Raw genomic sequence first — 20,075 nt, forward strand, 5'->3', positions numbered from 1 at the left:
GAGTCTCATGCGTCAAAGCCTGATTTGCCTGCTGCTGTTGATCAGCCTGCCTGCCTTGGCGCAGATTTATAAGTACACCGATGCGAACGGCAACACCGCCTTCAGCAGTCAGCCACCCAACGGTACCAAAACCGAAGTGGTCGAGTTGCCGCCGCTCAACAGCATCGAAACCCAGGCGCCACCGAGGCCCGTGATAAACAGCGCTCCGCAATCCTCGTCGCCTTCGGCACCTGCGCAGCAAAGGCCACAGACAGCCTACGATGTGCTGGAATTGACCGACCTGCCGGCCGATGAGGCGTTACGCGCCAACAACGGTACGTTCATCATTGGCGTGAAGATCCAGCCTCGGCTGCAACAGAACCATCGCCTGCAGTTGCTGCTGGACGGCAACCTGTATGGACAAGACACCAACCTGCCGCGCTTTCAGGTGGTCAATATCGATCGCGGCGAACACAGCTTTGCCGTGGTGGTGAAGGATGGCGAGCGGATCATTCAGCAAAGCGAGACGATCACCCTGACCGTACAACGCGTCAGCCTTGGCAGACCATGAACAGGCTCACACTGCACGGCCTGTTGATCTGCCTGCTGGGGCTGTCGGCGCTGCCCGTGATGGCAGACGTCTACACCTACATCGATGCACAGGGCAACCGGGTGTTCACCGATCAGCCGCACAAGAACGCCAAACGCGTAGACATCCAGCCCAGCAACAACATGACCGGCACACCGCCCACCCGCACCTTGAAAGCTCGCCCTGCCAAACCTGTGGCGCAACCGATGTTCCATTATCAATTATTGAGAATTCTGGTTCCGGAACCGGATGCGTCGCTCAGTATCCCCAGCGGAGACCTGATTGTTACCGTCACCAGCGATCCCGCGTTGCAGCCGGGCCACAGTTATCGGTTGTTGCTGGACGGCGTTCCCGTGGGTGAGCCTGGACGCAGTCCGGTTTTCCCGCTGAGCAATGTGGACCGCGGTACCCATCAGCTTTCCGTGGAGGTTTTCGACGAACTTGGCCGGGTCCTGGAAAAGACGCCGAACCAGCCCTTTCACCTGCAACGTATGTCGCTGGCGCAAAAGCGCGCGACGCGGCCCTGCAAGGACGATGATTTCGGCGTGCGCCCGGAGTGCCCGCTCAAAGATAAGCCCAAGCCGAAAAGCATCATCCCCTTCCTCTGACCTCAGACAAAACACAAGCACCTTTTTGGTGCGAAAATCAGTCACTAGCGCAACAATACAGCCCAGATTGGTTCAGGAATGCTACCCAAGTGGCGCCGTATGCGGGCACGTGTGCAAAAAATGACACGCTTTTTCAGATAAAACGCTTCTTTTCGGAGCCTTGGTTTGTTTTTTGCAACTTCACTTGCACAGCACCGTATTGGTGGCTTTGCTCCTGCTGGCGCAGACCAACCAGCACCAGCATTGCGCGACTGCAATGTGCCAAAAGAGGTCAACACGATTCATGACTATAAGCGATGCGCTGCACAGACTGTTACTGGATAACCTGACGACTGCCACCATTCTGCTCAACGCCGACCTGCGACTTGAGTACATGAACCCGGCGGCGGAAATGCTGCTGGCCATCAGCGGGCAGCGTAGCCATGGGCAATTCATCAGCGAACTGTTCACCGAATCGACTGAAGCCCTGAGTTCACTGCGTCAGGCGGTGGAGCAGGCACACCCTTTTACCAAACGCGAAGCGATGCTCACCGCACTGACCGGCCAGACCCTGACCGTCGACTACGCGGTGACGCCGATCCTCAGCAAGGGCGATACCTTATTGCTGCTGGAAGTACACCCCCGTGACCGGCTGTTGCGTATTACCAAGGAAGAAGCCCAGCTGTCCAAGCAGGAAACCACCAAGATGCTGGTGCGCGGCCTGGCCCACGAAATAAAGAACCCGCTGGGCGGGATTCGCGGGGCCGCGCAGTTGCTGGCCCGCGAGCTGCCGGAAGAAAGCCTCAAGGACTATACCAACGTCATCATCGAAGAGGCAGACCGCCTGCGTAATCTGGTTGACCGCATGCTGGGCTCCAACAAGCTGCCGTCGCTAGCCATGACCAACGTGCACGAAGTGCTCGAGCGCGTGTGCAGCCTGGTCGAGGCCGAGAGCCAGGGCTGCATCACCTTGGTGCGTGACTATGACCCAAGCATTCCCGACGTTTTGATCGACCGTGAGCAGATGATTCAGGCAGTGCTCAATATCGTGCGTAACGCCATGCAAGCCATCAGCGGCCAGAACGAACTGCGTCTGGGCCGGATCACCCTGCGCACCCGCGCCATGCGCCAGTTCACTATCGGGCACGTACGCCACCGACTGGTGAGCAAGATCGAAATCATCGACAACGGCCCAGGCATCCCGGCCGAGCTTCAGGAAACCATTTTCTATCCGATGGTCAGTGGCCGCCCGGACGGCACAGGGCTCGGTCTCGCCATTACCCAGAACATCATCAGCCAGCACCAGGGCCTGATCGAGTGTGACAGCCATCCCGGCCACACCACGTTCTCGATCTTCCTGCCGCTGGAACAAGGAGCAGCTTCGACATGAGCCGTAGTGAAACTGTCTGGATCGTAGACGACGATCGTTCCATCCGCTGGGTACTGGAAAAAGCCTTGCAACAGGAAGGCATGACCACGCAAAGCTTCGACAGCGCCGACGGAGTGATGAGCCGTCTGGCCCGTCAGCAACCGGACGTGATCATTTCCGACATCCGCATGCCCGGTGCCAGCGGGCTGGATTTGCTGGCACGGATTCGCGAACAGCATCCTCGCCTGCCGGTCATCATCATGACCGCCCATTCAGACCTGGACAGCGCTGTGGCCTCTTACCAGGGCGGCGCTTTCGAGTACCTGCCCAAGCCATTCGACGTCGACGAAGCCGTCTCGCTGGTCAAACGCGCCAACCAGCACGCGCAGGAGCAACAGGGCCTGGACGTCGCACCGACGTTGACCCGTACGCCTGAAATCATTGGCGAAGCGCCCGCCATGCAGGAAGTGTTTCGCGCCATCGGGCGTTTGAGCCACTCCAACATCACCGTGTTGATCAACGGTGAATCGGGAACCGGCAAGGAACTGGTTGCCCACGCCTTGCACCGCCACAGCCCGCGTTCGGCCTCGCCGTTCATCGCGCTGAACATGGCGGCGATTCCCAAGGATCTGATGGAATCAGAGCTGTTCGGCCATGAAAAAGGCGCGTTCACCGGTGCGGCCAACCTGCGCCGCGGTCGGTTTGAGCAGGCTGACGGCGGCACGTTGTTCCTCGATGAAATCGGTGACATGCCCGCCGACACCCAGACCCGTCTGCTGCGCGTGCTGGCGGATGGCGAGTTTTACAGGGTGGGCGGTCATACGCCGGTCAAGGTCGACGTGCGGATCATTGCCGCCACTCACCAAAACCTTGAAACTCTGGTGCAGGCTGGCAAGTTCCGTGAGGACTTGTTTCATCGCCTGAACGTGATCCGTATCCATATCCCGCGCATGTCGGACCGTCGCGAAGACATTCCGACCCTGGCCAGACACTTTCTGAGCCGCGCTGCGCAAGAGCTTTCCGTGGAACCAAAGCTGCTCAAGGCCGAGACCGAGGAATACCTCAAGCATCTGCCGTGGCCGGGCAACGTTCGTCAACTGGAGAACACTTGCCGCTGGATCACGGTGATGGCCTCGGGCCGTGAGGTGCACATCAGCGACCTGCCGCCGGAACTGCTGAGCCTGCCGCAGGACGCCGCGCCGGTTACCAACTGGGAGCAGGCGTTGCGCCAGTGGGCCGATCAGGCGTTGTCGCGTGGTCAGTCCAGCCTGCTGGACAGCGCGGTGCCAACCTTTGAACGAATCATGATTGAAACCGCCTTGAAACACACCGCCGGACGCCGCCGCGATGCTGCCGTGCTGTTGGGATGGGGCCGCAACACCTTGACCCGCAAGATCAAGGAACTGGGCATGAAGGTCGATGGCGGAGATGACGACGAGGCCGATGAGGGCTGAGTAGTTATATGATGGTCGGCCATGCCCTGCGTTGGCATGAACGACCACTCAACGCAGGACGCAGAGCGCGGGAACGATAGTCATCTCAAGAACGATTATCGTGCCAATGCTCCGCGTTGGCCTGCAGTTCGTGACGCTCTGCGTCACAAATCTTCAGTCTGGCGAGCCCTAGTGCGGAACTGAGTTCCCACGCGAGCGTGGGAACTCAGTCATGGGCGGCAGCACATCACTCGGCCAGCGATGGCTTTTCCCACAAGTTGATCCCACCTTCCACCGCGAAGCTGTCGATCTCGGTCAGCTCTTCGGGGCTGAACGCCAGGTTCTTCAGCGCAGCGACGTTTTCGATGATTTGCTCGGGACGGCTGGCACCGATCAGCGCGGACGTCACGCGAGGGTCACGCAGGGTCCAGGCCAGGGCCATTTGCGCCAGGCTCTGACCGCGCCGCTGGGCGATTTCGTTGAGGGCGCGCACATGGGCAATGTTCTGCTCGGACAAGTGCGAAGCCTGCAGCGAGCCGCCACCCGGACGATTGACTCGAGCATCCTTGGGCACGCCATTGAGGTACTTGTCGGACAACAGCCCTTGAGCCAGTGCAGTGAAGGCGATCACGCCGGCACCCAGCTCTTCGGTGGCGTCCAGCAGGTCTTTCTCGACCCAGCGATTGAGCAGGTTATAAGCCGGCTGATGAATCAGCAGCGGCACTTTCCACTCTTTCAGCAACGCGGCGATTTCGCGGGTCTTGGCGCCGGAATACGAGGAGATACCGATGTACAGCGCCTTGCCCTGCTGCACCGCAGTGGCCAGCGCGCTGGCGGTTTCTTCCAGCGGAGTGTCGGGGTCAAAGCGGTGGGAATAGAAAATATCGACGTAATCGAGGCCCATGCGTTGCAGGCTCTGATCAAGGCTGGCGAGTACGTATTTACGTGAGCCACCGCCCTGCCCGTATGGCCCCGGCCACATGTCCCAACCGGCCTTGCTGGAGATGATCAACTCGTCACGGTAGTGCTTGAAGTCTTCGCGCAGCAAACGACCAAAGTTGATCTCGGCACTGCCGTACGGCGGGCCATAGTTGTTGGCCAGGTCGAAATGGTTGATACCCAGATCGAATGCGGTACGCAGCATGGCGCGCTGGGTGTCGATCGGCGTGCTGTCACCGAAGTTGTGCCACAAGCCCAGGGACAGCGCCGGAAGTACCAGCCCGCTGCGACCGGTACGGCGATAAGGCATGTCGTTGTAACGATTTTCGGCAGCGATGTAGGTCATTGAATCCTCTCTTGTCTGGGGGATATTCGAGGCGTCTTGCCATGCGCTCGCGAGCCTGAAACGTCTGCTCGCCACGCAGGCATCATGGCTTTTGCCAGACAACCTGCTGAATATCGACCCGCTTGGGTATCAGGTGGTTGTCGTAAAACAGATCGGCGGTCGCTTGCTGCGCACCTACGATCTGCGGCGTGATCGGCAGACTGGGCGATTCAGGTCGATGATCAAGATACTGAGTGATGACCGCTTCGGACAACCCCATGCTGCGCGACAGAATCTGGATGCTCTCGGCGCGCTGGGTGCGGGAAAGGCCATCGGCGACAGTCAGTTGGTCGAGAACCTGCTGCACGAACGCGCCATTTTTCTCGGCAAACGCACGGCGTGCGGTGTAAAACGACCCGGCCAAACCCAGCCCTTCGCCATTGGCCAGCAGCCGGCTATGGCCTTCGTTAATGGCGATGGAGGAGTACGGGTCCCAGGTAGCCCATGCATCGACGCTACCGTTTTCAAAGGCAGCGCGTGCATCGGCCGGCGTCAGGTAAACAGGCTGAATGTCCTTGAACGTCAGGCCTGCCTTGTTCAGCAAACGCAGCACCAGGTTATGCGAGCTTGAGCCTTTCTGAAGTGCGACCTTGCGGCCTTTAAGCTCCGCAACGCTGTGCAGCGGGCTTTCGTTGCGCACCAGTATGGTTTCGGCTTGAGGCTTGGCCGGTTCTGCGGCGATGTAGACCAGATCGGCACCAGCGACCTGAGCGAAGATCGGCGGTATATCACCGGTCGAAGCGATGTCCAGGCTGCCGATGTTCAGCGCCTCCAGCATCTGCGGCCCAGCCGGGAATTCGATCCATTTGATCTGCGTTTGCGGGAAGCGCTTCTCCAGCAGGCCGTGCTCTTTGGCCAGCACCAACGTGATCGAGCCTTTCTGGTAGCCCATGCGCAGCGTGTCGGGTTCGTCGGCAGAGGCTGTATTGAGCAACCCGCTGAAGGCAAGGATGGTGGCAATAAAGGTGAATCTTTTCATGGGTAATCCTTTAATTCTGTATAAAAATCCGCCCTGGATTCTGGCCGGAGGCCGTGGGATCGAACGTCTTCGCGAACAAGTTCGCTCCCACGCCCTGCGAGCAGAAGCCCCGTTTTCTGCGCTCTTCAGGACTTGCATGTAACGTCCAGTAAGAGGAAACACTCAAAACCTGTAAGCAGGCCGCTGCAATCCAAGGTTCTCGCGCAAGGTCGTGCCTTCGTATTCAATACGAAACAGCCCACGCCGCTGTAGCTCCGGCACCAGCAACCGGGCGACATCCTCAAGCCCACCGGGCAGGTGAGGCACCAGTACGTTGAAGCCATCCGCTGCGCCTTGCTCGAACCAGACTTGCAGCTCGTCGGCGATCTGCTCAGGTGTGCCGATCAGGCTGTAGTGCCCTCGCCCGCCGGCAATCCGGCGACCCAATTGCGCCAACGTCAGGTTTTCCCGATCGGCCAGTTCGGTAAGCAGTTTCTGTCGGCTGCGCTGGCCGCTGTCGGTCAACGGCAGTTCCGGTAGCGGACCATCCAGCGGGTAACCCGACAGGTCGAAATTGCCCAGCATGCGCCCCAGCAGGGCGACGCCTACCCGAGGCTCGACCAGCGCCTGAAGCGACTCGAATCTTGCGTTAGCCAGCGCTTCGGTTTCTGCCACGACGATGAACACGCCGGGCATCACTTTCAGCGAATCTACGCCACGCCCGTAAGCGCTCAAACGCCCTTTGATGTCCGCGTAAAAGGCCTGGGCACTGGCCAGCGAGGTCTGTGCGGTAAACACCACTTCCGCCGTCTGCGCTGCCAGATCGCGACCAACCTCCGAGGAACCGGCCTGCACCACCACGGGCTGCCCCTGCGGCGAACGCGCCACGTTCAGTGGACCTTTGACGCTGAAGTGCTCGCCCACGTGATTGAGCACATGCACCTTGGCCGGGTCGTAATATTCACCGCTGGCCTTGTCGCGGGTAAAAGCGTCGTCTGCCCAGCTGTCCCACAGGCCAGTCACCACCTGATGAAACTCCCGTGCGCGGCTGTAACGCTCGGCATGCGCGACATGTTCGGCGCGACCGAAGTTCTGCGCTTCGGCGGCGGCATCCGAGGTCACCAGATTCCAGCCTGCTCGCCCACCAGACAGATGATCCAGCGAGGCGAACTTGCGGGCCACGTGATAGGGCTCGTTGTAGGTGGTGGTTGCGGTTGCAATCAGGCCGATGTGATCAGTTACCGCGCTCAGCGCCGAGAGCAGCGTCAGTGGCTCGAAATGATCGGAGCGCGCCATGCGGCTGGCTATATCGCCAGTCGCAGCAGCCACACTGTCCGCCACAAACAGCGCATCGAATTTCGCCGCTTCCGCGACTTGGGCCAAGTGCCGGTAGTGCTTGAAATCAAGTCCTGCGTCCGCAGGCACTTCAGGGTGTCGCCAGGCAGCAACGTGATGCCCGGTGGCCATCAGGAACGCGCCCAGCTTCATCTGTCGAGCAGTCGTGCTCATTTCTCTCTCCTTACTGTGTGACTGCGGGCGACGGCTCAAAAATCCTTGCGCAATTGCACGCCGAAATAACGTTCGTCATCACGCGGCACGGATCGGTAAACGTAGTTGCCGCCAGTGGCCAGCATCGGCGAATAAGACTTGTCTGCCAGGTTCTTGCCGAGCAGTGCCACGCGCCAGCCACTGTTGTAATCAGCCAGCGCCACGCTGGCATTCCAGATGCCGTAAGCGCCCTGCCTGGTGTCCAGGTTCTGGCTGATGTCGTACTGCACTTCGCTCTGCCAGCTGTAATCGGTGCCCAGCTCGATATCCAGGCCGTTGTCCAGCGGGATGGTGTAATCAGCGCGAACGTAGCTTTTCCAGTCCGGGCTGTACGGCAGGGTCTTGCCATCGACGTCGCACGACGCCGCCGCGCCCGCTGGGCAGCCGAAACTGTCGATGCGCGCGCGGGTATAGGACAGCGCGCCGGAAAATTTCAGGTTTTGAGTGGCCTGCAGGGCGTAATCCAACTCGATGCCTTCAGAGCTGACAGTGCCGGCGTTGATCAGGCGCGTCACGACCTGCCCGGCAACACTGTCGAAGAAGTTCGCCTGATAGTTGTCGTACTCGCTGTGGAACACCGCCAGATTGGTGGTCAGGCGATTGTCCCAGGTGGTGGCCTTGAGGCCGACTTCCCAGGTGTTGGAGGTTTCTGGCTTGAGGGCTTCGGTGTCGCGCGGCTGCATGTTGAAAAACACGTTGTAGGCCGGGCCTTTGTAGCCGCGCGAGTAAGTGATATACGTCATCACGCTGTCGCTCAGGTCGTACTGCAGGCCAAGACGCCCCGACTTGCCGTCCTCGTCCACCGACCCGGAACTGCTGGTCGCAGGCTGAATGCCGCTTACCGTGGTAGCCGATGTCGAGAGGCGGCGGTGATCGTATTCCAAATCGTCGTGGGTCCAGCGCGCCCCCGCAATGGCGCGAAAGTCCGGCGTGAAATTGAACGTGGTTTCGCCAAACACCGAGTAGCTGTCGGTGGAGGTGCTGTAATCGGCGATGCCGCGATCCTGAGTCGTTGGCGTGATCAGCGTGCGCCGATAGGTTTCGTCGCTCTTGCCGTGCATATAGAACAACCCGCCGACGTACTCGACGAACTGCCCCTTGGGCGATGCCAACCGTAACTCCTGCGAGTACTGGTTGAACTCCAGATCGCCCTTGTCTTCGGTACCGGGAAAGGCAGCGCTGACTGTGCCCAGGCGGTCGCCGTCCTGATACTGGGTGTTGTCCCAGCCGCGCCAGGCAGTAATGGACGTGAGGGTGTAATCGCCCAGTTGCCAGTCGAGCTGGCCGGACAGGCCTTTATTGACGTCCTTGACATGGCTGCGGTAATCGCTGACCACGTTGCGGTTGTTGCTGTCGGCACGTACCGGTGACAACGCACTGGCGAACGCTGGCGTCAGCGCCTTGCTCACCACGCCATTCGGCGCGTCGTCATGCGACTGCATGTAGTCTGCGGCGAGGGTGAAGGTGATGTCGTCGTTGGGCGTGAACTCCAGCTTGCCGCGCGCGCCCTTGCGGTTGTAACCGTTGACTTCATGACCATTGAGCGTGTTGTCGACGTTGCCGTCGTAGCTGCCGAACAGCGTGGTGATCGAGCCCTTGAGGGTCTGCGGAATCAGACTGCCGCCAATGCCGAAACGGGTGCGGCTTTCGTTGCCGCTGTAGTACGACTGATCGATATAACCGTGGGTCTCTTCGGTCGGCGCCTTGGTGGTGACGTTGAGCACACCAGCCGATGCATTCTTGCCGAACAGCGTACCTTGCGGACCGCGCAGCACTTCGATGCGTTCGAGATCGAGCAAGTCCAGCGTGGCCTGCCCCGGACGCGCATACACCACACCATCGATCACGGTAGCCACTGTCGGCTCGACGCCCGGTGATGTAGAAATGGTGCCGACACCGCGAATGAACAGTGAGGTGTCCTTGTTGGAAGCGCCGGTGCGGAAATTCAGCGACGGCACTTGCTGCACGATGCTGGCAACGCCGGTGCGGTTGTCCCGCTCCAGCTGTTCGCCCTGAATCACCGACACCGCGACCGGCACCTTTTGCAGCGATTCTTCGCGGCGCGTGGCCGTTACAGTGACCGATTCCAGCGATATGGTTTGCGCATTCTCCGCGGCCTCGGTATCAGCCAGGGCTGCTCCCCACGACAAGGCGGCAAGCCCCATCAACAGCCAGCCGTATTGACGCCCCCGCCCCGCATGAGCCTGCCCAATGGCCTGTGCCAGAAGTGTGTGTTTGACCCCATCCCCGCGTGTTGTGTGCATCTGCGTGCCTGCCTGAAATATGCCCCTGATACGCCAGTGCAATGCGCGCTGGCGCTTATCGTTGCTGGCTAAAGCGGGTCCGAGCATTCGCGGTGACGAGTAGCAGACAACCATCTTTGTTAGCGCTAACATCGGCAGTATCTGGAAACACCGTATAGATCGTCCAATACTGAAAAATTAGTTTTATATTCTTTTTACTTTTATACGAAGCGATAGAGCATGGCCGACGAGAAACCTGCGACACGCAAACGCCGAGGCGCAGGTCGAGTGACTATCACCGCCGTCGCACGCCAGGCGGGAGTTTCGGCCATCACCGTGTCGCGCTATTTCAACCAGCCGGAGCAAGTGTCGAACGAACTGCGCGAGCGCATTGCCGCTGTGGTCAATACGCTGGGCTATGTGCCTAATCTGGTGGCCGGCGGTCTGGCGTCGGCGCGCAACAAAGTGGTGGCGATGGTGATTCCCAATATCTCCGGGCCCATATTTGCCAACACCATCCAAGGCTTCAGTGACACGCTGAGCCGGCATGGTTTTCAGTTGCTGCTGGCTTCCAGCTACTTTTCCGCCGGGCAGGAAGAAAGCGCCGTGCGGGCGTTTCTCGGCTGGTCCCCGGCGGCACTGGTGCTGACCAGTCGCTTCCACAGCCCCGCGACTGAAAAGATGATCGAGCAGACCGATATCCCGGTGATCGAAACCTGGGACCACCAGCCTGAACGCAGCCCGATCCAGATCGGCTTTTCTCACTATGACGTCGGTGTTACTGCCGCTCGATATCTGTACGACAAGGGCTATCGCCGCATTGCGTTCGTGCAGAACAGCATTGCAGGTGACTTCAGCGCACTGGAGCGCCGCGACGGTTATGTCGTAACCCTGGAAGGGCTCGGCATCACGCCGAGGGTATTCGTCCCGGACGCCGGGAGAGCGCCATTCGAAGCAGGCAAACAGGCGATGGAAACGCTGATGAACCAGCAGCCACGCCCCGACGCCGTCTTCTTCGCCAACGACAACCTGGCCGCAGGCGCCCTGCTCGCCAGCCAGCGCGCAGGCCTGAGCATTCCGCAGGACTGCGCCGTTATGGGCTTTGGCGATTACGCCTTCGCAGAAATGATGCTACCCAGCCTCACCACCATCAAACCGCCGGCCCTGGAAATCGGCGTAATGGCTGCGACGCGGGTGCTCGAAAGCCTCGGGGTACTGCCAGTGCGTGGGGAAATACAGCGTTTGAATCTGCTGGAGTGCAAATTGGTGGAGCGGGAGAGTACCTGAGCCGACGCAATCGCGTGCCCATGCGGGAGCGTGCGGAACGATAGGTGCTCCCAAGCCCTGATCAACGCACCAGATGCAGGAACTGCATATGCCGTTCGTACTGGTCGAGCACGTCGTTGATCACCTGCTCCTTGGTGTAACCCACCAAGTCATAGTCCTGGCTGCCTTCGCTCAGGTGAACCTCGGCGCGGTAATAGCGGCGGTTGTTCAACTGTTTGGAGCCCATGCCACCGCGCGCAAACGAAGGCGTGAAGAAGCCTTTCATCTGCACCTGGTAGATGAATGGACGCTCTTCGCCGTGACCGATTTCCAGGGTCACGGAGTCGTTGGACGGGTCAGGCACGTTGACCACGCTCAAGCCCTTCTCGACGAATACTGCCGTTACTTCATCAATCGCCGGGCGCACGGTCTGGTCGAGGAAGCGATACACCTCATCCCGCGACGGGTAATGCACGGCCTGACTCAGGCGCTGACGCCAGCCGCCGCGTCGTGAACCGGACACAGGAGCCAGCGAGTACAGTTGCGCGATCTTGCGCTGTGACTCCATGACGAATGCCTTGTGCAGGCCCCACATCATCAGCAGCAGAATCAGCGAAAACGGCAGCGAGGTCAGGACCACCGCCGACTTCAGCGCATCGATACTGCCTGAAAACAGCAGGCCGCTGGTGATCAGCGCAGTGGCGACACCCCAGAAGACGCGCAGCCATTTCGGCCCGTCTTCGTCAGGGTTGCCACCTTTGGCGGAAAGCGTCGACAGCACCACCGTGCCCGAATCGGCCGAGGTGACGAAGAACACGAAGCTGATAAACACCGTCACCGCGATGACCGTCTTGCTCCACGGGTAGGTTTCCAGCAGCAGATACAGGGTCATCGACGGATCATCGATAGCCGATTGGCCCAACGCGACCATGCCGTGGTTGAGCACCTGGTCGATGGCGCTGTTGCCGAAGATCGACATCCACGCCAGGGTGAAGCCAAGCGGAATCAGCAGCACGCCGAAAACGAATTCACGGATGGTCCGGCCACGAGAAATACGTGCAATGAACAGGCCCACGAACGGCGACCAGGCAATCCACCAGGCCCAATAGAACACGGTCCAGCCGCCCAGCCAGTCACTCGGCTCGTTGTAGGCGTAGACATCGAAACTCTTGCTTGGCAGCGCCCCCAGATAGTCACCGATGTTCTGCACCAGGGTATTGAGCAAATGCTGTGTAGGGCCGGCAAACAGCACGAACAGCAACAGCGCACAGGCCAGTAGCATGTTGATGTCGGACATGAGGCGCACGCCTTTGTCGACACCGGCAATCGCCACCAGAATCGCTGCGCCCATCATCAGAGTGATCAGACCGACCTGAATCCAGTGGGTATGCGCCACACCAAACAGGTAATCCAGACCGGAGTTAAGGTGCAGCACGCCAAAACCCATGTCTGCGCCCAGCCCGAAAATGGTCGCGATGATGCCGAAACCATCGACGGCATAGCCGATAGGGCCATTGATGCGCTTGCCGATCAGCGGGTACAGCGCCGAACGCAAGGCCAGCGGCAGATTGTGTCGATAGGCGAAGTAGGCCAGCGCCATGCCGACGAAAGCAAAGACGCCCCAGCCATGCAGGCCCCAGTGCAGAAACAGCAACTGCATGCCCTGACGTGCAGCCTCAGCGGTGCCGCCCTCGCCCTGTGGCGGTTGCAGCAAGTGCGTCAGCGGTTCCGAGACACAGAAGAAGAACAACGTGATGCTGATCCCGGCAGCGAACAGCATCCCGGCCCATGACAGGTAACTGAACTCGGGCTCGTCGTGGTCGGCACCGAGCTTGATCTTGCCAAAGCCCGACAAGGCGGTGACCACCACGAAGACCAGGTACAGGGTCATGACCATCATGTAGTACCAGCCGACCGTATTGGCAGCCCAGTTCTGCGCAGCCAGCAGCCATTCGCCGCTGGCTTGCGGGAAGGCGATGACAATGATGCCGAAGATGAGGATGAAGCTCGCAGCGAAGTAGAACACTGGGGCGTTCATGCGGACCATGCCGCTTGAAGAAGTACTCGGAGAACTCATCGTATGAACGCCTCCGGACTGATAAAACCAACTGCAAAAAACGGATACGGCAAGGGTTAGCCTCCTGTTGTGAGCGGGCAGCGAACCACCGGTTTAACTTGAACGAGCGTTCAATTTAAACATGAAAGTACCCGCAAATACTAATCGCAGGCCGGTAAGCGCTGGCTCAGGCCACGGTATGACGCACGCCCGGGCGGGATCGTTCCAATCGTCCAGCCACGCAATTCAGGCCCTCCAGATGGAGGTATTTGCAGACATGGATCAACTGTCCAACATGAGCCTGGCCTCGCACACATTTCACGCACCGTTCTGTTACCTGCCGCCCCAAAAACGCGCAAATCACGTTTCAGGTAACGCTGTCGGTCTCGTTGCACAAAGCCTCAAATCGCTGTGAGAGAGGCTGCCAACCCGCAAAAACACTGGATGGCATACCCATCAAACGATCAATTAGCCAGGGTGCGGACGAAGTTGGTCCTTTGATTGCATATGCTTGTATGTACAAGTAGAGACAGGCTACACATTCTGCTCTCCACTGGACTGAATCAGCCTGCTTCGCCAGGCACTGCTCGCCCTTTAATCGGGCTGGTTTGGATTGATCGCCGAGGATTCTTTTGTGACCGAGAATAATCAAGACCTGAAGCAGGACTGGACCCGCCACCGCGAAGGCGTGGTACGGGCTGCACGCGGCACTCGATTGACTGCCAAAAGCTGGATGACCGAAGCACCGCTGCGCATGTTGATGAACAACCTCGACCCGGAAGTCGCCGAAAACCCCAATGAGTTGGTGGTTTATGGTGGCATTGGTCGCGCGGCACGCAACTGGGAATGCTACGACAAGATCGTCGAAAGCCTCACCCAGCTCAACGATGACGAAACCCTGCTGGTGCAGTCCGGCAAGCCGGTCGGCGTGTTCAAGACCCACAGCAATGCCCCTCGCGTACTGATCGCCAACTCTAACCTGGTGCCGCACTGGGCCAGTTGGGAGCATTTCAACGAGCTGGACGCCAAGGGTCTGGCGATGTATGGCCAGATGACAGCTGGCAGCTGGATCTACATCGGCAGCCAGGGCATCGTTCAGGGCACTTACGAAACCTTCGTCGAAGCCGGCCGCCAGCACTATGACGGCAACCTCAAAGGCCGCTGGGTGCTGACCGCAGGGCTCGGTGGCATGGGCGGCGCACAGCCGCTGGCAGCTACGCTGGCCGGGGCCTGCTCGCTGAACATCGAATGCCAGCAAAGCCGTATCGATTTTCGCATCAAGACCCGCTACGTCGACGAGCAAGCGGCTGACCTGGATGACGCACTGGCGCGCATCGCCAAATACACCGCCGAAGGCAAGGCCATTTCCATCGCCCTGTGCGGCAACGCGGCAGATATTCTGCCGGAAATGGTCCGTCGCGGTGTGCGTCCGGACATGGTCACCGACCAGACCAGCGCCCACGACCCGCTCAATGGCTACCTGCCCAAAGGCTGGACCTGGGACGAGTACCGCACCCGTTCGGTTAGCGAGCCGGCCAATGTGGTCAAGGCTGCCAAGCAGTCGATGGCCGAACACGTCGAAGCCATGCTGGCGTTTCAGCAAGCGGGCATTCCGACCTTTGACTACGGCAACAATATTCGCCAGATGGCCAAGGAAGTCGGCGTCGCCAATGCCTTCGATTTCCCAGGCTTTGTCCCCGCCTATATCCGCCCTCTGTTCTGCCGCGGCATCGGGCCGTTCCGCTGGGCCGCGCTGTCGGGTGACCCGCAGGACATCTACAAGACTGACGCCAAGGTCAAAGAGCTGATCCCGGACGACGACCACCTGCACAACTGGCTGGACATGGCCCGCGAGCGCATCAGCTTTCAGGGCCTGCCTGCGCGTATCTGCTGGGTCGGTCTGGGCCAGCGCGCCAAGCTGGGTCTGGCATTCAACGAGATGGTCCGCAGTGGTGAACTGTCGGCACCGGTGGTGATCGGCCGCGACCACCTGGACTCCGGCTCGGTCGCCAGCCCCAACCGCGAAACCGAAGCCATGCGTGACGGCTCGGATGCGGTTTCCGACTGGCCACTGCTCAACGCCCTGCTCAACACCGCCAGCGGTGCGACCTGGGTATCGCTGCACCACGGCGGCGGCGTCGGCATGGGCTTTTCGCAGCATTCCGGCATGGTGATCGTCTGTGACGGCACTGATGAAGCCGCCGAGCGAATTGCCCGCGTATTGCACAACGACCCGGCCACCGGAGTGATGCGCCATGCCGATGCAGGTTATGACATCGCCATCGACTGTGCCAAAGAGCAGGGCTTGAACCTGCCGATGATTGGACGTTAAGAGCCTGCGGTTATCAAACCGACAGACTTGGGGAACGGGCATGAGCATGCCCATGGGCCGGATGCCTGATTGAAGCTGCCGTCATCCATTTCAGGCTTAGGAGCATCGACAATGAAAATGAAAAAGGCCCTGTTGACCACATTGGTATCCGCTGGCCTTCTAGCCAGCGCAGGCGCAAGTCAGGCTGCGGGTTGGTGCGAATCAGGCAAGCCGGTGAAGTTCGCTGGCCTGAACTGGGAAAGCGCGATGCTGCTGACCGACATCCTGCAGGTCGTGCTGGACAAGGGTTACGGCTGCGCCGTGGACGCCCTGCCCGGCAACTCCATCGCCATGGAGAACGCCCTGAGCACCAACGACATTCAGGTTTTCGCCGAAGAATGGGTCGGCCGCAGTGAAGTCTGGAACAAGGCCGCCGCAGCGGGGAAAGTCGTCGGTGTCGGCGCGCCGATAGTCGGCGCAGTGGAAGGCTGGTACGTACCGCGCTATGTGATCGAAGGCGACGCCAAACGTAAGCTGGAAGCCAAGGCACCCAACCTCAAATCCATCAGCGATCTGGCTCAGTATTCTGCAGTGTTCAAGGATCAGGAAGAGCCCGGCAAAGGCCGCTTCTACAACTGCCCGGCCGGCTGGACCTGTGAGCTGGAAAACAGCGAAATGCTCAAGAGCTACGGCCTGGAAGGCAAGTACACCAACTTCCGCCCTGGCACCGGCCCGGCGCTGGACGCGGCTATTCTCTCCAGCTACAAACGTGGCGAGCCGATCCTGACCTATTACTGGTCGCCAACGCCATTAATGGGCCAGGTGGACCTGGTGCGACTGGAAGAGAAACCCGGCGTCAACAAGACGATCGATATCAAGGTCGGCGTGTCCAAAGTGTTCCACGACGAGGCCCCTGAACTGGTCGCGGTGCTGGAGAAGGTCAATCTGCCGATCGACCTGCTTAACCAGAACCTGGGACGCATGGCCAAGGAACGCATCGAATCGCCGAAACTGGCGAAGATTTTCCTGAAAGAGCACCCTGAAATCTGGCACAAATGGGTCAGTGAAGACGCCGCGAAAAAGGTGGACGCTTCGCTGTAAACGACCGGGCTGCCGGACTGAAAGGTTCGGCAGCCCGGCCGTTGACCCGACACACCTCATTTGAGAGCCGCTTATGTTTCCTGAAAGCTTCACTTTCTCGATCGCCAACTGGGTCAACGACGGGGTCGACTCGCTGGTGACTCAGTATGGCGACGTGTTCCGGCACATCTCCGAGACCCTGCTGTGGGCCATCGTCAACCTCGAAGGCCTGCTGCGCATGGCCCCGTGGTGGCTGATGCTGATCATCGTCGGCGGTATCGCCTGGCACGCGACGCGCAAAATCATCACGACGCTGGTGATCGTCGGCCTGCTGTTTCTGGTCGGCGCGGTCGGGTTGTGGGACAAGCTGATGCAGACCTTGGCGCTGATGCTGGTTGCCACGATCATTGCAGTGCTGATCGGCATTCCGCTGGGCATTCTCTCGGCGCGCAGCAATCGTCTGCGCTCGGTGCTGATGCCGTTGCTGGACATCATGCAGACCATGCCCAGCTTCGTTTACCTGATCCCTGTGCTGATGCTGTTCGGCCTGGGCAAGGTCCCGGCGATCTTCGCCACGGTTATCTACGCCGCACCACCGCTGATTCGTCTGACTGATCTGGGCATTCGTCAGGTCGATGGCGAAGTGATGGAAGCGATCAACGCCTTCGGGGCCAACCGCTGGCAACAATTATTCGGCGTGCAACTGCCACTGGCGATGCCGAGCATCATGGCCGGGATCAACCAGACCACCATGATGGCGCTGTCGATGGTGGTGATTGCCTCGATGATCGGCGCACGCGGGCTGGGCGAAGACGTACTGGTGGGCATTCAGACGCTCAACGTCGGGCGCGGGCTGGAAGCGGGCCTGGCCATTGTCATCCTCGCGGTCGTCATCGACCGTATCACGCAGGCCTATGGCCGCCCACGTCATGAGGCGAACAAATGAGCAGCGTGGAACCGAACAAGATCGTTGTCAAAAACGTGTTCAAGATTTTCGGCAATCGCGCCAAAGACGCCCTGGCGCTGATCAAGCAGAACCAAAGCAAGGATCAGGTGCTTGCGCAGACCGGTTGCGTGGTCGGGGTCAACGACTTGTCGCTGTCGATCGGCAGCGGCGAAATATTCGTCATCATGGGCCTGTCCGGCTCGGGAAAATCGACGCTGGTGCGCCACTTCAACCGGTTGATCGACCCTACCAGCGGCGAAATCCTGATCGACGGCGAAGACATACTGCGTTACGACATGGAGGCTCTGCGCGAGTTTCGGCGGCACAAGATCAGCATGGTGTTCCAGAGCTTCGGCCTGTTGCCGCACAAGACCGTGCTGGCCAACGTCGCGTACGGCCTGAAAGTGCGCGGCGAGAGCAAGGCGCTGTGTCAGGAACGCGCGCAGCACTGGGTCACCACAGTTGGCCTGAAAGGCTACGAGAACAAATACCCGCACCAGCTTTCCGGCGGCATGCGTCAGCGCGTCGGCCTGGCGCGAGCCTTGGCAGCGGACACGGACATCATCCTGATGGACGAGGCGTTCAGCGCCCTCGACCCGTTGATTCGTGCCGAGATGCAGGACCAGTTGCTGGAGCTGCAAGCCAGCCTGCACAAGACCATCGTGTTCATCACCCACGATCTGGACGAAGCCGTGCGCATCGGCAACCGCATCGCGATCCTCAAGGACGGGCGATTGATTCAGGTCGGTACGCCGAAAGAAATCCTTCATTCGCCTGCCGACGATTACGTGGACCGTTTCGTTCAGCGTCGCGTAGCCACCCTTTAAGGACTGTTGCAGATGTCGCGAGCAGAACAGATCGTCATCGGCGAAGCCCCAGTGGGCTGGCAGGATGTAGTCACCGTGGCCCGACATGGCGCGCAACTGGCCTTGTCGGATGCCGCCTGGGCGCGGATCGATAATGCGCAGGCCATCGTGCAACGCATCGTCGTCAGCGGCGAGCGCGCGTATGGCGTGAATACCGGGCTCGGCGCGCTGTGCAATGTATCGCTGCAAGGCGAACAGCTCAGTCGTTTGTCGCGCAATACCCTGCTCAGCCACGCGTGCGGGGTGGGTACGCCATTGGCCGATGAACAGACTCGCGCAATCATCTGCGCCGCGATCCTCAACTACAGTCAGGGCAAGTCCGGCATCCATCGTCAGGTGGTCGAGGCGCTGCTGGCGTTGCTTAATCGAGGCATCACGCCGCAAGTACCGTCGCAGGGCTCAGTGGGTTATCTGACCCACATGGCGCACGTCGGCATTGCACTGCTGGGCGCTGGTCAGGTCAGTTATCGCGGGCAGATCGTCGCTGCGCAGCAGGCGCTGGACGAAGAAGGTCTGGCACCGGTAATACTCGGTGCCAAGGACGGCTTGTGCCTGGTCAACGGCACGCCGTGCATGACCGGCCTGAGCTGCCTGGCCATCGCCGATGCCGAGCGTCTGAGCCAATGGGCCGACGTGATCGGGGCGATGACCTTCGAGGCCCTGCGCGGCCAGCTGGACGCGTTCGATGAAAGCATTCTCGCTCTCAAGCCTCACCCAGGCATGCAGCAGGTAGGCAAGAACCTGCGCAGCTTGTTGTCAGGCAGCGAAGTGCTGGCCAGCAGCCAGGGCATTCGTACCCAGGATGCACTGAGCATTCGCTCGATTCCTCAGGTGCATGGCGCGACCCGCGACCAGTTGGCCCATGCCATTCGCCAGATAGAAACAGAACTTAATTCGGCCACCGACAACCCGCTTTTGCTCGGCACGCCGGACGCTTGGCGCGTGGTGTCCCAAGCCAACCCGCATGGTCAGTCGGTGGCGATGGCGGCGGATTTGCTGTGCATGGCGATGGCCGAACTGGGCTCCATTGCCGAGCGGCGACTGGACCGCCTGGTCAACCCGCTGGTCAGCGGCCTGCCGGCTTTTCTGGTCAGTCAGCCCGGAGTCAACTCGGGAATGATGATCGTCCAGTACGTCGCCGCCTCGCTGTGCGCAGAAAACCGCCAGTTGGCACAGCCGGCAGTGGTCGATAACTACGTAACCTCCGGCCTGCAGGAAGATCACCTGAGCATGGGCACCAGCGCCGCACTCAAGCTGCACAAGGTGTTGGCCAATGTCACACAGATTCTCGCCATCGAGTATTTGCTCGCCGCGCAGGCATTCGAGTTTCTCAAGACGCAGCGCTTCGGCGTCGGTACCGACATGGCCTGGCGGCTGCTGCGCGAACAGGTTGCGGCCTACGACGAAGACCGCTGGCTGGCCCCTGACATCGCCAGCAGCGCTGCCCTGCTCAAAGACGAAACATCGCTGGAAAGGGTTTTCCGGCACTGCCGCAATCATGCGGCAAACCTGTAGAGGCG

The 20,075-nt window shown here is 60.1% G+C and carries 15 protein-coding genes; 10 read left to right on the forward strand and 5 right to left on the reverse strand.

Features of this window, described 5'->3' with window-relative positions; translation table 11 throughout:
- Nucleotides 1-7 precede the first annotated feature (7 nt).
- The 4 genes from ALO43_RS19985 to ntrC all read left to right on the forward strand — a co-directional run bounded on the left by ALO43_RS19985 (nucleotide 8) and on the right by ntrC (nucleotide 3,978).
- A complete protein-coding gene (locus ALO43_RS19985) occupies nucleotides 8-550 on the forward strand; it encodes a DUF4124 domain-containing protein (protein WP_054997947.1) in 543 nt (180 codons plus the stop codon).
- On the forward strand, nucleotides 547-1,176 hold the full coding sequence (locus ALO43_RS19990; protein WP_032618625.1) for a DUF4124 domain-containing protein: 630 nt from the start codon (nucleotides 547-549) through the stop codon (nucleotides 1,174-1,176). The genes ALO43_RS19985 and ALO43_RS19990 overlap by 4 nt, the downstream gene beginning before the upstream one ends.
- Before the next feature lie 283 nt (nucleotides 1,177-1,459).
- Nucleotides 1,460-2,545 carry a nitrogen regulation protein NR(II) gene (glnL, locus tag ALO43_RS19995; protein WP_003420138.1) on the forward strand — a complete coding sequence of 362 codons (1,086 nt, stop codon included), beginning with the start codon at nucleotides 1,460-1,462 and terminating at the stop codon, nucleotides 2,543-2,545.
- Nucleotides 2,542-3,978 carry a nitrogen regulation protein NR(I) gene (gene ntrC / locus ALO43_RS20000; RefSeq protein WP_005896211.1) on the forward strand — a complete coding sequence of 479 codons (1,437 nt, stop codon included), beginning with the start codon at nucleotides 2,542-2,544 and terminating at the stop codon, nucleotides 3,976-3,978. The genes glnL and ntrC overlap by 4 nt, the downstream gene beginning before the upstream one ends.
- Nucleotides 3,979-4,204: 226 nt before the next feature.
- Here ntrC and mgrA read toward each other — a convergent pair whose 3' ends face one another.
- From mgrA to ALO43_RS20020, 4 genes are all read right to left on the reverse strand, one after another.
- On the reverse strand, nucleotides 4,205-5,242 hold the full coding sequence (gene mgrA / locus ALO43_RS20005) for an L-glyceraldehyde 3-phosphate reductase (protein ID WP_005896210.1): 1,038 nt from the start codon (nucleotides 5,240-5,242) through the stop codon (nucleotides 4,205-4,207).
- An 82-nt stretch (nucleotides 5,243-5,324) separates the two neighbouring features.
- Entirely contained in the window at nucleotides 5,325-6,260 is a 936-nt protein-coding gene (locus ALO43_RS20010; protein WP_005896208.1) for a sulfonate ABC transporter substrate-binding protein, read from the reverse strand.
- Nucleotides 6,261-6,422: 162 nt separating this feature from the next.
- Entirely contained in the window at nucleotides 6,423-7,748 is a 1,326-nt protein-coding gene (locus ALO43_RS20015; protein WP_024670511.1) for an LLM class flavin-dependent oxidoreductase, read from the reverse strand.
- Between the two features lie 35 nt (nucleotides 7,749-7,783).
- Entirely contained in the window at nucleotides 7,784-10,051 is a 2,268-nt protein-coding gene (locus tag ALO43_RS20020) for a TonB-dependent receptor (protein ID WP_054997977.1), read from the reverse strand.
- A gap of 219 nt (nucleotides 10,052-10,270) precedes the next feature.
- Here ALO43_RS20020 and ALO43_RS20025 point away from each other — a divergent pair, with 219 nt between their 5' ends.
- A complete protein-coding gene (locus tag ALO43_RS20025; RefSeq protein ID WP_053481164.1) occupies nucleotides 10,271-11,317 on the forward strand; it encodes a LacI family DNA-binding transcriptional regulator in 1,047 nt (348 codons plus the stop codon).
- Nucleotides 11,318-11,378: 61 nt separating this feature from the next.
- Here the strand turns inward: ALO43_RS20025 and betT are convergent, their stop codons facing one another.
- Entirely contained in the window at nucleotides 11,379-13,334 is a 1,956-nt protein-coding gene (betT, locus tag ALO43_RS20030) for a choline transporter BetT (RefSeq protein WP_172678987.1), read from the reverse strand.
- 652 nt (nucleotides 13,335-13,986) lie between these two features.
- Between betT and hutU the strand changes: the two genes are divergently transcribed.
- The 5 genes from hutU (at nucleotide 13,987) to hutH (ending at nucleotide 20,070) form a co-directional block, all read left to right on the forward strand.
- Nucleotides 13,987-15,684, forward strand: coding sequence for a urocanate hydratase (gene hutU, locus ALO43_RS20035; RefSeq protein ID WP_054997978.1), 1,698 nt, complete (start codon nucleotides 13,987-13,989; stop codon nucleotides 15,682-15,684).
- A gap of 111 nt (nucleotides 15,685-15,795) precedes the next feature.
- Nucleotides 15,796-16,764 carry an ABC transporter substrate-binding protein gene (locus ALO43_RS20040; protein ID WP_054997948.1) on the forward strand — a complete coding sequence of 323 codons (969 nt, stop codon included), beginning with the start codon at nucleotides 15,796-15,798 and terminating at the stop codon, nucleotides 16,762-16,764.
- Between the two features lie 73 nt (nucleotides 16,765-16,837).
- Complete coding sequence (locus tag ALO43_RS20045; protein ID WP_005896196.1) at nucleotides 16,838-17,689, forward strand: ABC transporter permease; 852 nt, start codon at nucleotides 16,838-16,840, stop codon at nucleotides 17,687-17,689.
- The gene (locus tag ALO43_RS20050; protein ID WP_050586612.1) at nucleotides 17,686-18,516 is read left to right on the forward strand and encodes a quaternary amine ABC transporter ATP-binding protein; all 831 of its coding nucleotides are present in this window, start codon (nucleotides 17,686-17,688) and stop codon (nucleotides 18,514-18,516) included. The genes ALO43_RS20045 and ALO43_RS20050 overlap by 4 nt, the downstream gene beginning before the upstream one ends.
- 12 nt (nucleotides 18,517-18,528) lie before the next feature.
- Entirely contained in the window at nucleotides 18,529-20,070 is a 1,542-nt protein-coding gene (gene hutH, locus ALO43_RS20055; protein WP_054997949.1) for a histidine ammonia-lyase, read from the forward strand.
- Nucleotides 20,071-20,075 lie beyond the last annotated feature (5 nt).

The organism is Pseudomonas tremae (assembly GCF_001401155.1).
GTDB lineage: Bacteria > Pseudomonadota > Gammaproteobacteria > Pseudomonadales > Pseudomonadaceae > Aquipseudomonas > Aquipseudomonas tremae.

Coding starts and splice junctions, on each gene's coding strand:
- ALO43_RS19985 (WP_054997947.1), top strand. CDS start 8: ATGCGTCAAAGCCTGATTTGCCTGCTGCTGTTGATCAGCCTGCCTGCC.
- ALO43_RS19990 (WP_032618625.1), top strand. CDS start 547: ATGAACAGGCTCACACTGCACGGCCTGTTGATCTGCCTGCTGGGGCTG.
- glnL (WP_003420138.1), top strand. CDS start 1,460: ATGACTATAAGCGATGCGCTGCACAGACTGTTACTGGATAACCTGACG.
- ntrC (WP_005896211.1), top strand. CDS start 2,542: ATGAGCCGTAGTGAAACTGTCTGGATCGTAGACGACGATCGTTCCATC.
- mgrA (WP_005896210.1), bottom strand. CDS start 5,242: ATGACCTACATCGCTGCCGAAAATCGTTACAACGACATGCCTTATCGC.
- ALO43_RS20010 (WP_005896208.1), bottom strand. CDS start 6,260: ATGAAAAGATTCACCTTTATTGCCACCATCCTTGCCTTCAGCGGGTTG.
- ALO43_RS20015 (WP_024670511.1), bottom strand. CDS start 7,748: ATGAGCACGACTGCTCGACAGATGAAGCTGGGCGCGTTCCTGATGGCC.
- ALO43_RS20020 (WP_054997977.1), bottom strand. CDS start 10,051: ATGCACACAACACGCGGGGATGGGGTCAAACACACACTTCTGGCACAG.
- ALO43_RS20025 (WP_053481164.1), top strand. CDS start 10,271: ATGGCCGACGAGAAACCTGCGACACGCAAACGCCGAGGCGCAGGTCGA.
- betT (WP_172678987.1), bottom strand. CDS start 13,334: ATGAACGCCCCAGTGTTCTACTTCGCTGCGAGCTTCATCCTCATCTTC.
- ALO43_RS20040 (WP_054997948.1), top strand. CDS start 15,796: ATGAAAATGAAAAAGGCCCTGTTGACCACATTGGTATCCGCTGGCCTT.
- ALO43_RS20045 (WP_005896196.1), top strand. CDS start 16,838: ATGTTTCCTGAAAGCTTCACTTTCTCGATCGCCAACTGGGTCAACGAC.
- ALO43_RS20050 (WP_050586612.1), top strand. CDS start 17,686: ATGAGCAGCGTGGAACCGAACAAGATCGTTGTCAAAAACGTGTTCAAG.
- hutH (WP_054997949.1), top strand. CDS start 18,529: ATGTCGCGAGCAGAACAGATCGTCATCGGCGAAGCCCCAGTGGGCTGG.